We start from the raw sequence: 12,115 nt of genomic DNA, 5'->3' as shown, positions 1-12,115 counted from the left end.
CCCATACAAAGCAAGTCCCCTGACTAGAATTGGCAGGTGGACCTGGCCCGCTCGATGACCGACGAGACCGTGCTGCGTGCCCTCATGCAGCACCGCCGCCTGACCCGCGCCGAGCTCGCCGCGCACACCGGCATCTCCAAGCCCACAGCGGGCGAAAGCGTGCGCCGTCTGAGCGCCGCCGGCCTGCTCGCCGACACCGGCGAACGCACCCCCGGCGGGCGCGGCAAGGGCCGGGTGGGCTCCTACTACGCCCTCACCCCGGACGCCGGCACCGCGCTGGCCGTCAGCATCGGCCCCTCCGGCGCGGTGGCCGAACAGGTCGACGCCTACGGCGACACGGTGGCCCGCGCCCGGCGTCCGCTGCGCACCCCCACCGAGCCCGAAGCGGTCGCCGCGGCGCTGCACGAGCTGACCGCGCTTGCCGGACCGCTGCCCCGGCTGGCGGTGGTCAGCGCCGCCGACCCGGTGGACCGGCGTACCGGGCGCCTGCGCAAGATGCCCGACGCCCCGTTCCTGCTCGGCGACCTCGATCCGGTGGCGGTGCTGTCACCGTACGTCGCCGGTCCGATCACCGTCGACAACGACGTCAACTGGGCCGCCCGCGCCGAACGCGACGCCACCGAGGGGCGCACCGACTTCGCTTACCTGCACCTGGGCGTGGGCCTGGGCGGCGCGGTGGTCAGCGACGGCGAGGTGCGGCGCGGTCACGGCGGCCTGGCCGGCGAACTCGCCCACCTGGTGACCACCGGCCCGAACGGCGACGCCACCGGCTTCATTCAGGTGTTCGGCGAACTCGGCCTGCGCCTGCCCGGTTCGACCGCCATCGACACCGCCCGGCTGCTGGCCGCGGTCACCGGTGACGACCCGGACGCCTCGGCCACCCGCTCGCTGATCGCCCGCGCCGTGGCCGGGGTGGTGGCGGCGGTGGTGGCGCTCACCGACCCGGCCGAAGTGATCCTCGGCGGCTCCTGGGGCCCGCACCCGGCCATCCTCGACGCTGTCAGCGCGGTGGTCGCCCGCCAGCCCCGCCCGGGCCCCCTGCACGCGGCCACCGTGACGGCCGAACCGTCCCTGACCGGAGCCCGCACCGACGCCATAACCCGCCTGCGCACCGCCATCATCACTGCCAGTCAGCCCCCGGGCCCCGCCGCCGATGCCGGGCCGCTGAGCCAGGCCGGTGACCGGTGGGTCAGGCTTGCTGGGCCAGCAGGCGCGTGAGGGTGGTGACCACGCCGTACTCCCGATGCGAAGGCGCCTGGAAGCGCGCCCGCCGCGCCACCTCCGGATGGGCGTCGGCCATCGCGAACGACCATTCGGCGGCGTCGAGCATCTCCAGGTCGTTGAGGTAGTCGCCGAACGCCGCGGTCTGCGCCGGTGTGATGCCCAGCGCCGACTGCAGGGCCCGCACCGCCGCGCCCTTGTCGGCGGTCGCGCTCATCAAGTCGATCCAGTGCACCCCGGAGACCACCACGCGGTTCTTGTCCGAGCGCAAGCGGCTCAGGTGCGGCGCGGTCTGCTGCTCGGCGTTGCCGAAGTCGTACACGGCGACCTTGAGGATCTCGTCGTCGACGGCCGCCAGGTCGCAAACCACCTCGAGGGCGGCGTAGTACTTGCGGGCCTCGCCCAGGAACGCGTCGTCGGTGCGGGACACGTACGCCGACCGCTTGCCGCACACCACCACGCCGAGGTCCGGCCCGTCCGCGGCCAGTTCGTCCAGGGCCACCAGCACCTCCCGGACGAACGCGCCATCGAGGGGATCGGAACTGATCTCCACGCCGTCGCGGACCACGTACGAGCCGTTCTCGGCGATGAACGGCATCCCCTCGGCGGCGTGGGCGAACTCGCGGTGCAGCGTCGCGTACTGGCGCCCGCTGGCCGGCACGAACAGGACTCCCCGGGCCCGCATGTCCGCCAGCAACGGCCACAGCCCGTCCGGGACCTGCCCGTGCTCGTCGAGCAGCGTGCCGTCCATATCCGCTACCACGAGCCGCAGATCGAGCGCCGCCTGAACCGAAGCCGTCATACGTGGCACGCTATCCGGCGTCCGGGGCAGGCTTGCAGGCCGTGCGACAAAAGGTGAGCCGCCTGACTACACCTCTCAGAGAGATCCCGCGAAGCTCGGCAGCGGCCCGAACCGTCCCCGCCGGCGAATCCCTGTTGACCCGCGTTCCACCAGCCGCACCGGCAACAACACCGGCCCGGCAACCGGCGATCCTTCGATCAAATTCAGCAGCCGCCGTACGCCCACAGCCCCCATCTCCCGCAGCGGCGCCGCCACAGTGGTCAGCCCCGGAGTGATCAGCTCCGCCGCCGCCACGTTGCCGAAGCCGACCACGTTCACCTCCTGCGGGACCTGGATGCCACGGGCGGTCAGGGCGCGGATGAGCCCGATCGCGATCAGGTCGTCGTACGCGATGATCGCCGTGGCCGGATGGTGCAGCCACTCCCCCGCAGCGGCCATGCCCCCGGCGGTGGTGGCCGGGAACGGGCCGATGCGCCGCGACTGGACGCCGTACTCGCAGCCGGCCTGGCGCAGCGCCCGCCGGTGCATGCCGTCCGCCCAGCATCCGGCCGGGCCGCCCACATAGGTGACCGATTCGTGGCCCAGGGCGGCCAGGTGGGCCATCACCTGGCGCATGCCGTCGGCGATGTCGGCGATGACGGCCGGCACAGCGGCGCACAGCCGGTCGACCAGCACCGCCGGGCGCTGGGCGGCCAGCCGGAGCAGGTCGTCGTCGCCGGGGGTGCCGGACATGATCAGCGCGCCGTCGACGGTGGCCAGGGCCCGGTCGAACGCCTCGCCCGGGCCGTGGGCAACCACCGTGATGTACCCGGCCTCGCCCGCGGCGTCCTGCGCGCCCCGCATCACCTCGGCGGTGACCGGGTCGGTGACGTCGCTGGCGATCAGGGCGAGCATCGAGGTACGGCCGGTGGGCAGCGCCCGGGCCAGCGGGTTCATCCGGAAGCCGAGCTCGTCGACGGCGTTCCTGATGCGCGCCACGGTGCTGTCGGCCACCCGGCCGGGGCGGGTCAGGGCACGCGAAACCGTCGACGCGGCCACCCCGGCGGACCTGGCGACGTCGTAGATCGTGGGCGCCCGATCTGCCATAGCCTGCAGGCTAACCGGAACACGGCTCGCGTCAGGCCGGATCAACCAGAGCCGTCCGGCTCGATCGGCGATCCGGGCGTCGCACCGCCGGAGAATCAGCCGGCCTCGCCGGGCGATGCCGGGGCGGGCTGCAGGTCGAACGGGTGCCGCAGCCGGGCCATCGCCTCGTCGCTGTGGTCGGCCGCGACGAGGCGCGGGGTGGCGTCGTCGCCGACGGGCTCGGTGCGGAACTGCGGGACGGACAGGACTTCGGGAACCATGCTGTGCGGCTCCTGCTGGTAGTAGAAACAGAACCCGGGGGGCTTACCCCTTTTGTGCCACCGGGAAGCGTCGCTCGATCGAGGGACCGCCGACCGGCCGGCTGCTACAAAGGGTCATGCGGTCCCCACAGTACGGCGTCGTCCGGGTGATGATCGACGGTGGTCGGGAGGTGTGCGTGCGGCTCTTCGGTGAGCTGGACGTGGACTGCCTCGACGACCTGCGCCGCGAGCTGGCCACGGCACGCAACAACCGTGCCCCGCAGTTCGTGGTGGACCTGGGCGAGACCCGGTTCCTGGCGTCGGAGGCGATCGGGGCGCTGCTGGAAGGCTGTCTGCGCGCCCGGGACGCGGGCAAGCAAGTGGAGATCGTCAACGCGCGGGGCATTGTTCGTACCGTCCTGCAGGTGACCGGTGTTCTGGATCTTTTCACCGTGGCCGTCGCACCGCTCGGACTGCGCTGGGCCACCTGAAGGGCCGGTTCGTAACGGCGGGCGGGTGCTGCCATGATGGTCGCCATGACGGCGATCGACTCGACGGTTCCGCACCCGGCCCGCCGCTACAACTACTGGCTCGGCGGCAAGGACAACTTCGCCGCCGACCGCGCTTCCGGTGACGAACTGGAGGCTGCTTTCCCCAATGTCCGCAAGGGAGCACTGGCCAACCGGGCGATGCTGCGCCGGGCCACCCGCTTCCTGGCCGCCGAGGCGGGCATCCGGCAGTTCCTGGACATCGGCACCGGGCTGCCGACCGCCGACAACACCCATGAGGTGGCGCAGAGCGTCGCGCCGGAGAGCCGGATCGTCTATGTCGACAATGATCCGCTGGTCATGGTGCACGCGCGGGCCCTGCTGACCACCAGCCCGCAGGGCCGCACCTCCTACATCGAGGCGGACCTGCGCGACCCGGACGCGATCCTGGCCGACCGCACGTTGCGTGACACCCTGGACCTGAGCCAACCGGTTGCGCTGATGCTCATCGCGGTGCTGCATTTCGTGCACGGTCACGGTGCGGCCAAGCCGATCGTGCAGCGCCTGCTTGCGGATCTGCCCGCCGGCAGCTTCCTGGTGGCAACCCATGCGACCTCCGACTTCGGTACACCGGAGCAGGCGGCCCTCTACCAGCAGATGGTCGAGCAGGGGCGCAGTGACGTGTGGACCCGCCCCCGCGACGAGGTCGCCGAGCTGTTCGAGGGTCTGGAGCTCATCGACCCCGGTGTTGTCCCGGCCAGCAAGTGGCGCCCGGGCCCCGGCGACCCCGCGTTCGCCGACAACGAGGTGAACGTGTGGTCGGGGGTCGGCCGCAAGCCATGAGCGTGCACCCGGTGGCGATGACCGCCGCGCACGCCGGGGCGGTGCTGGCAATCTACGCGGCGGGCATCGCCACCGGGGACGCCACCTTCGAGACCGAGGTGCCGGACTGGGCCGCCTTCGAGCGCACCAAGCTGACCGGCCACAGTTTCGTAGCGCTCGACGGCGACGGCCCGGTGCTCGGCTGGGTGGCCTGCTCACCGGCGTCGGCCCGGCGCGCCTACGCCGGTGTGGTCGAACACTCGATCTATGTGGATCCGGCGGCCGCCGGTCGCGGGGTGGGACGCCTGTTGCTGCAGAAGCTGATCACCTCCACCGAGGCGGCCGGCATCTGGACGGTGCAGTCGGGCGTCTTCCCGGAGAACAAGGCCAGCCTGGCCCTGCACGACCGCTGCGGTTTCCGCCGGGTGGGCACCCGCGAACGGGTCGCCCGGCTCGATGGCGTGTGGCGCGACGTCGTCCTGCTGGAACGTCGCAGCCCCCTGATCAGCTGATCCGCAACGCCTCGGCTCAGCCGTTCCGCAACGCCTCGGCGATTGCCGGGGCGCCGGTGCGGGTGCTCCGGTCGGAGTGGACGTCAACGAGGCGGACCACGCCGGTGCGGCCGGCCACCACCACCGCCGGGTAGGGCAGGGTGGAGCGTCCGGTGCCCAGCGCCGCGGTGGTGGCCGGGCTGCTGAAGCCGATGTTGAACGCGTCGATCAGCGCGTGGCGGGGGTCGGAGGCGACCAGCATGCTCAGCCCGGCGCGGTGTTTGTGCTCGGCGAGGCGCTCGGGGCGCTGAGGGCTGACCGCGACGATGTGCGCGTCGATTCCGGAAAGACTCTTCTCGTACGCGGTGAGAGCCTGTTCGCAGCCGGCGGCACCGGCATGGGCGAAGAAGATCAGCACGAGCGGGCCGGTGTGCAGCAGGCGGCGCAGGAAGATCGGGCCCAGGTCGGCTTCCACCAGGGGCAGATCGGGCACCTGGGCACCCGGGGAGATCATGCGGCTCCAGACAGCGTCGCGTTCCAACTGATGGCGGAACGCGGCGTCGGTGGCGGTGCGGGCTTGCACGTCAGGGCGGGCCGAGGTGACGGTCATGGGACTCAGCCTACCCGGTACCGACCCGCATTTCCTATAGGTTTAATATGCTTAACGAACCGTTCGCCGGGCGTTGGCCTGCCCCTTGTGACGCGGCTTGCACGGCGTTATCCGGGGCCATAAGCGGTCAGGCCGTACCAGGCGACGTACTCCTCGGCACCGCCCTCGGCCAGGGCACTGCGCGCATGCCACACCGCGCTGGGCATGGTCTCACCGCGGGCCAACTGCTGGTGCAGCACGGTCATCGCGCCCGCCGACGCGCCATCCGGGATCGGCACGTCGGCCGCGGCCACCCCGGTGCTGCCGTGCGACATCAGGGCACTGGCAAAACCCAGCACTTCATTTCCCATGTACGGCTGCTGCGCCCCGGAGTGACATGACGCCAGCACCACCCGGTGCGGGGCGATGCCGTGAGCCAGCATCTCGTACAAGGTGACCGGCCCGTCGGCCAGTTGCAGCGCGGAGAACAACGGGCTGTCCGAGCGGAACCGGCCGTGGCACGCGAAGTGAGCCAGCCCCGCGTTCTTCACCAGCGCCAGCGTTGCCTCGGCGGTGCTCTGCGGCGGCAGCAGCACCCGGGCCCCGTCGTACTCGCCCGCAACCGCCTTGACCTCAGCACCCGCGCCGTCGAGATCCGGGCCGGCGATCACCACGACCGGCGGCTTCGTCCCGCTCGCCCGGCCCCGGCGGGCGTGCGCCCAGAGCCCCGCCGACGGCACCACCGACACCGGCGCCGAGTGCAGCGCGGACCACGGCACACCGAGCAACTGCGTCGAGGGCACCACGACCAGCGGTACGTCCGCCGGCACCCCCAGCGGCTCGACCAGCAGCCGGGCCAGCTCGTCCACCGCGTCCTGGGTGGCTGTGCGCGCAGCCGCACCGAACCGGGTGCCGCTGAGCAGCCGCCGCAGCCCGAACTCGGCCGCCGCCAGCTCCCCCTGCACCGCCGCCACCGTGCCCAGCTCGATCACCCGCGTCCGGCGCGGGGCCACCACCACGGCCAGCACCCGCTCCCCCATCACCGCATACTCGACCAGCCACTGCCCGTCCAGCGAGCGCCGCAGCTCGGGCAGGCTCGCCGGGGCCGTGGCCTCCCCGCCGTCACCCTGCTCCCCCGACCACGAGCGGCGGCGGATCCGGGCCTCCAGCGCGCTCTGCCGGCTCAGCAGCGCCGCCGGTTCCTCACCACGGTCCAGCCTGGCGTCACGCAACTCCTGCTCGACGTGCCGCAACGCGACCACGTCCTCGTCCACCCCGGTCGCCGGGGGATGCACCCGCAGCAGCGCCGCGGCCCGGGTGCGTTCCAGCCACTCGAAGATCCGCCCCGGCGAGCCGCCGGGCAGCAGGGTGCGCAGCCCGACCTCCCCCAGCTCGGCGCCGTGCCCGGAAGCCAGGACACGCAACTCCAGCGAGGGCAGCGCCGCGCGGTGCCGGGAAAGATCGCGCAGACCTCGTACGCAGGCTCGCAGCACGTGATCAGGGTTCTCCGCCTCGGCCAGCAGGGCCCGGGCCAGGTGACCGCGCAGACGCACCAGCAGCGACTGACCCTTGGCGAGTTCGCCGACCGCCACCAGTTCGCTGCGGGCGGTGTCATGGCGGTGCAGCGCCAGCGCGGCGCGCCCGGCTGCCAGCCGGGCATAGGCGGCTTCCTCGCGCAGGCCCTGGCGTTCCAACGTGGAAGCCGCCCGGCGCAGACGGTGCAGGACAGCTGCGGACGTACCGTCCACAGCCGCGCGGGCCTCCGCTTCCACCACCGCGGCCCGCGCCGCCCAGGCCGGGCGCCGCTGCCGGCGGAAATCGCGCACCGCCGCCTGTGCATCCGCCACGGCAGTCGCCGAATCCCCGAGTTCCAGCGCCAGCCGGGCGCACCGCAGCCGCGCCTCGGCGGCCATCAACCGGGCGCCGTGCTTCTCGAACTCCACCCGCGCCGAGCGGGCCGCCACCGTCGCCTCGTTGAGCAGACGCAGGTCACGCAGCACATCGGCATACTCGACGTGATGCTCGCCCAGCGGCAGCCCGGCCTCGGCGTGCAGACGCCCGGCCTCCTCGAAGCGGCGCACGCTCTCGGCCAGGCGCCCGGCGTGATAGCTCGACCAGGCGTGGCTGTTGGCCACGATCGCGGTGTAGCGGGCCCCCAGCTCCCGGGCCAGCCCCGCGGCGCGGTCCAGGTAGCCCAGCGCGTCGTCCGGGCGCCCGCGCAGGGTGTGGATGTTGGCGAGGTTGTTGGCCGCCTTGACCCACACCACCGGCGGGCTGGCCGGATCGTCGAGCACCTGCGTGTACGCCCCCGCGGCGTCCTCCAGCCGGCCCCGGTTGTGATCGAGCACGGCTAGCTGGAAGCGGATCTCGGGCCGCCCGGCCGGGTCGGCGAGGTCCCCGGCACGGCGCAGGTCGCGGGCCGCGGCGTCATAGCGGCCCAGCTCCTGCAGCGCCACCGAACGGGTGACCAGCACATCGGCGAGCCGGCGGGACAGTACACTGCGGTCCGCCAGCCGCACCGCGCGGTCGAGCAGCCGGCGGGCGCCCTCATTGTCCAAGGTGACGTGACGCACGTACGCGACGGCCCGCAGGCTCGCCACCAACGCCTCGGTGTCGCCGGCCGCCGTGGCGTACGCCACCAGTTTCTCGGCCTCCGCGGCGTATCTGGCCGGATCGACCACGACTCTGTTGTAGGCAGCGTCAGCCTGATCTCGCAGATTTGCATACATGAAAGCCGCCCCGCCTTCCCCAGAAGCACGAGAGTACCGATGACAAGGGAGAAGAATCCATGACCGTCGCGTCCCGCTGGCCGCTCCCCGACCGGCGAACCGCCGCGCAGCTCGCGCAGGACCAGGAGGATGTACGCCGCCAGGTCAGCAAGTTGGCCGCCGCCAACGTGGACCCGGCCGCCCGTCAGGAGCAGGACGTGTTCGTCCAGCGGATTCTGCGCCGCCAGCGCGCCGCCGACGCCGCCCAGGCCACCGACTTCGTGCACTTCCTGCTCGAACCCGGCGGCGACCGCGCCAGCCTGGCCGCCGCCGGTGACCTGGTCGTCGATGCCACCCCGCAGGCCGCGCGGCGCCTGGCGGACCTGCTGCGCGACTACGAGCCCGCCGACCGCCCCGGCCGCAGCCGGCACCGGCGCACCCGGGTGTTCCGCAGCCGGGGCAAGAACGCCGCAGCCCTGCGCGCCGACGCCCGCCGGCTGTGCCGCGAGGACGGCGTGACCGCGAACATCAACGCGATCGTCCCGCTCGGCTATGTCACCAAGGGCAACTCCTACCCGGGCAGCACCGTCGCCCCGGCCCCGTTCGCCACCAACGGCGCCACCGCCCCGGTCCGGGTGGCCCTCATCGACACCGGCATCACCGCCCAGCCCCGCGACGACGGCTGGGACAGCGGGGTGGTCCGCGAGGGCACCGACCCGATCAACGTGCTGGCCCCGTTCGACCGCATCGACTGGTTCGCCGGGCACGGCACGTTCAGCACCGGCATCGTGCGCCAGATCGCCCCCGACGCCGACGTGTCGGTGTACCGGTTCACCACCACCGACGGCCTGGGCACCGACGAAGCCGCCGCTGACATGCTCATCAAGGCCGCCGAGGACGCGGGCGGCGAACGCCTGATCATCAACGCCTCCTTCGGCGCCCCAGCGGTCGACGGCATCCCCCCGCTGGCCATGCAGGAGGCGGTGGCACACATCGCCGCCGAACACCCCAACACCCTGATCGTGGCCAGCGCCGGCAACGACGGCCGTGACCTGCCCCTCTACCCGGCAGCCTTCCCCGGCGTGAAAGCGGTGGGGGCCCTCAACAGCGACCTCACCCCCGCTACGTTCACCAACCGCGGCACCTGGGTCCACTGCGCAGCGGTGGGAGTGGGCATCATCAGCACCTTCGTCGAGGGCAAACTCCCCCCGGAGGACAACATCGGCACCGACGTAACCTTCGGCCCCGACTCCTGGGCCACCTGGAGCGGCACCTCCTTCAGCGCCCCCCAGATCAGCGGCGCGGTAGCAGCCCTGTGCGGCGAAGACCCGTCCCTGACCCCGCACCAGGCGTTCAACCAGCTCATCGCCGGACGGCCCACGGCACCGGGGCTGGGCGCAGTGGTGCACATCCTGCCCGGCACCCCGGTCTGAGCAGACCAGCCGGCGGCCTCTCGGAGGGGTGAGGCCGCCGGCTCCCGGCTCTTTGTACGGGTTTGCGCCTTGGTGATCGCTGGCGGGTGCCCCTGCGGCCCCGTGGACCCCAACTGCCCTTCCACCCCGCCTGCCAAGCCCCAGCTCACCCGCGACCTCGCTGGGGACGGTCACCTCAACGCCGCTGTTCGCCGCAGGGATCCGGCCGCTTCTCGCTGGGTGTCCGGCCGGCCCGGCCCCGCAACCCGGCATGATGACCCCGCCGCACCCACGCACCACCAACCAAGCGGGGAAACCACAAATGTCATTAGCCCCAGAACCAAGCATCCGCCTGCGCCAAGTAGCCGACAGCGACCTGGACGTCTTCTTCCAGCACCAATCCGACCCGCAGGCCACCGCAATGGCAGCCTTCCCCGCCCGGGACCGCGCCACCTTCGACGCGCACTGGGCGAAGATCCGCCCCGCCCCCGGCGTCGTCATGCGCACGATCGACGTCGGCGACCAGGTTGCCGGTTACCTCACGAGCTGGCCCGGCGAGGGGATGCGGCTGCTCGGGTACTGGGTTGGGCGGGAGTTCTGGGGGCGGGGTGTGGCGAGCCGGGCGCTGGCTTTGTTCGTACGGGAAATCGAGGATCGGCCCTTGGGTGCTCATGTTGCTGCGCACAACGGGGGGTCGATACGGGTGTTGGAGAAGTGCGGGTTCCGGCGGGTGGCGCAGGCGCCGGCGGCCGGGGACGGCGTGGAGGAAGTGAGTTTCGTCCTCGATGACTAGGCCTGTTTCGCAGGCCCTGCGAAACAGAACCCAGCGGCTCAGACCAAGGTCCATTGGGTGGCCACGGCGGGGAAGCCTTCGCGGCGCAGGGTGAGGCTCATCGGACCGGGCAGGACGTCCTCGACGACGAACAGACCGCGGCCGTCGGCGTCCACGTGGCGGGAGTCGGTGGCGGCGGGCTGGCGGACCTCGATGGCGGCTGGGCCTCGGGGGGCCAGGTGGCCGGTGAGGCGGCGGCGACCGCCTATCGACTCGACCTGGACGGCGATGACCACCTCGTCGTTGCCGCGCTCGTCGACCACCTGGAAGGTCAGCTGGCGGGGCGGCGGGGCTGCACCGGGGCCGCGAACCGCCATGGCACGGCTGCCGGCGGGCTCGGCGGTGGCGGTGGCGGAGTCCTCGACGAGCTGGGCGAACTCGGCGTCGAGGGCGCGCAGGATGAAGCTCTGCTGGGCCAGCGTCACGAGGTCGGCCGGGGCCGGATCCACGTCGCGGAACATCGCTTCCAGACGGGCGAGCAGCCGTTCGTCGTCCGGGGCGAGGTCGTCGCCGGGCTCGACTGAATCCGTCACGGTGTCTCCTCGGGGCGGGGGGAAAACGCGTTGCGTGGCGCGTTCGTCACTGTCACGATTCCCGAGTTTGGCCGTCGATACCTTCTGTCAGGAATCGGCGCAACTGATTCAGGCAGCGTTTGCGGGTGGGGCCGAGGCTGCCGATCGGCATGTCGAGCGCCGCGGCGGCCAGTTCGTACGACGGGCGGCGGTCCTCGGCGTCGACGATCAGCACCCGCAGCACCTCCTGGCAGCGCTTGCCCAGCTGGCCGAAGGCGTCCCACAGCTCGGCATCGCGCGCGGCCGTGAGCACCGGGCGCTCCGGGTCATGATCCGGGCCGGCCTCACGGTCGAGCAGCCACAGATCGTCAACCGGCTGCGTCCGCCGGCCCCGGCGCAGCGTGGCCCGGGCCTCGTTGCGAGCGGTGGTGCCCAGCCAGGCCCCCAAGCGTTCCGGGTCGCGCAGCGCACTCAGGTTCTCCAGCGCCCGCAGCCAGGTCTGCTGGAAGACGTCGGCGGAGTCCGCCGTACCGAGGCCATGGATCCGGCAGATCGCCCAGACCCGCCCGCTGTAGCGGTCGACGATGCGGTTCCACGCGGGATGGTTGCCCTCGAGCGCCAGGCCGACGAGCCGGGCCAGGTCCTCCACCGGCGCCGTGTCGTTCATCGAGCGGTGTCGTTCATCGGGTGGTGTCACTCATGGTGGTTGGACTCCCGGAAACAGAACCGAAGGTGGGCTGAATTCACCTTAGACCAGCGCCTCACCCGGCCCGGCACCCTGACGCAGCGGGGTTCCCGGCGCGTCCACAGCCGACTAGGTGTGCCGCAGGCGGCGGATCCGGCGGGTGGGCATGGGGACGGTGGAGACTGCCACACCGGTGCGCGAGGCGATCCGGGACGCGTGCGAGGGACA

The 12,115-nt window shown here is 72.3% G+C and carries 13 protein-coding genes; 6 read left to right on the top strand and 7 right to left on the bottom strand.

All coding sequences use genetic code 11. The features are described from left to right. The first annotated feature begins 36 nt into the window (after positions 1–36). Positions 37–1,218, top strand: coding sequence for an ROK family transcriptional regulator (locus TFC3_RS34065; RefSeq protein WP_067510515.1), 1,182 nt, complete (start codon positions 37–39; stop codon positions 1,216–1,218). Here the strand turns inward: TFC3_RS34065 and TFC3_RS34070 are convergent. The 3 genes from TFC3_RS34070 to TFC3_RS38380 form a co-directional block, all read right to left on the bottom strand. Beyond that, complete coding sequence (locus tag TFC3_RS34070; protein ID WP_067510513.1) at positions 1,190–2,023, bottom strand: Cof-type HAD-IIB family hydrolase; 834 nt, start codon at positions 2,021–2,023, stop codon at positions 1,190–1,192. The genes TFC3_RS34065 and TFC3_RS34070 overlap by 29 nt on opposite strands. A 75-nt stretch (positions 2,024–2,098) precedes the next feature. Next, positions 2,099–3,109 carry a LacI family DNA-binding transcriptional regulator gene (locus TFC3_RS34075; protein ID WP_067510394.1) on the bottom strand — a complete coding sequence of 337 codons (1,011 nt, stop codon included), beginning with the start codon at positions 3,107–3,109 and terminating at the stop codon, positions 2,099–2,101. A gap of 95 nt (positions 3,110–3,204) precedes the next feature. Next, complete coding sequence (locus tag TFC3_RS38380; protein WP_161952735.1) at positions 3,205–3,369, bottom strand: hypothetical protein; 165 nt, start codon at positions 3,367–3,369, stop codon at positions 3,205–3,207. Between the two features lie 116 nt (positions 3,370–3,485). Here TFC3_RS38380 and TFC3_RS38385 point away from each other — a divergent pair, with 116 nt between their 5' ends. Genes TFC3_RS38385 through TFC3_RS34090 form a run of 3 tightly spaced genes read left to right on the top strand, consistent with a single transcriptional unit; the run spans position 3,486 to position 5,170 of the window. Further along, positions 3,486–3,839, top strand: a complete 354-nt coding sequence (locus tag TFC3_RS38385; RefSeq protein ID WP_161952736.1) for an STAS domain-containing protein — start codon at positions 3,486–3,488, stop codon at positions 3,837–3,839. A gap of 45 nt (positions 3,840–3,884) precedes the next feature. Next, the gene (locus TFC3_RS34085) at positions 3,885–4,679 is read left to right on the top strand and encodes an SAM-dependent methyltransferase (RefSeq protein WP_236718633.1); all 795 of its coding nucleotides are present in this window, start codon (positions 3,885–3,887) and stop codon (positions 4,677–4,679) included. Continuing rightward, positions 4,676–5,170: a GNAT family N-acetyltransferase gene (locus TFC3_RS34090; protein WP_067510401.1), complete on the top strand. Its 495-nt coding sequence runs from the start codon at positions 4,676–4,678 to the stop codon at positions 5,168–5,170. The genes TFC3_RS34085 and TFC3_RS34090 overlap by 4 nt, the downstream gene beginning before the upstream one ends. 16 nt (positions 5,171–5,186) lie before the next feature. Here TFC3_RS34090 and TFC3_RS34095 read toward each other — a convergent pair whose 3' ends face one another. Together TFC3_RS34095 and TFC3_RS40265 are read right to left on the bottom strand one after the other, a co-directional pair. After that, the gene (locus TFC3_RS34095) at positions 5,187–5,759 is read right to left on the bottom strand and encodes a redoxin domain-containing protein (RefSeq protein WP_067510511.1); all 573 of its coding nucleotides are present in this window, start codon (positions 5,757–5,759) and stop codon (positions 5,187–5,189) included. A 107-nt stretch (positions 5,760–5,866) separates the two neighbouring features. Beyond that, a complete protein-coding gene (locus tag TFC3_RS40265) occupies positions 5,867–8,419 on the bottom strand; it encodes a CHAT domain-containing protein (protein WP_067510507.1) in 2,553 nt (850 codons plus the stop codon). Between the two features lie 107 nt (positions 8,420–8,526). On the opposite strand from TFC3_RS40265, the gene TFC3_RS34105 reads away from it, so the two are divergent. Further along, the gene (locus TFC3_RS34105) at positions 8,527–9,879 is read left to right on the top strand and encodes a S8/S53 family peptidase (RefSeq protein WP_067510404.1); all 1,353 of its coding nucleotides are present in this window, start codon (positions 8,527–8,529) and stop codon (positions 9,877–9,879) included. A 301-nt stretch (positions 9,880–10,180) separates the two neighbouring features. Further along, on the top strand, positions 10,181–10,651 hold the full coding sequence (locus TFC3_RS34110; protein ID WP_153040631.1) for a GNAT family N-acetyltransferase: 471 nt from the start codon (positions 10,181–10,183) through the stop codon (positions 10,649–10,651). 38 nt (positions 10,652–10,689) lie between these two features. On the opposite strand, the gene TFC3_RS34115 is transcribed toward TFC3_RS34110, so the two are convergent. Further along, entirely contained in the window at positions 10,690–11,223 is a 534-nt protein-coding gene (locus TFC3_RS34115; protein ID WP_067510505.1) for a hypothetical protein, read from the bottom strand. A gap of 52 nt (positions 11,224–11,275) precedes the next feature. Beyond that, positions 11,276–11,869, bottom strand: a complete 594-nt coding sequence (locus TFC3_RS34120) for an RNA polymerase sigma factor (RefSeq protein ID WP_067510408.1) — start codon at positions 11,867–11,869, stop codon at positions 11,276–11,278. Between the last annotated feature and the right edge of the window lie 246 nt (positions 11,870–12,115).

It is taken from the genome of Actinoplanes sp. TFC3 (genome assembly GCF_001553785.1).
Classification (GTDB): Bacteria; Actinomycetota; Actinomycetes; order Mycobacteriales; family Micromonosporaceae; genus Actinoplanes.
The sequence above is the reverse complement of the archived record's forward strand: the minus strand, read 5'-3'. Positions and strand labels throughout refer to the sequence as shown.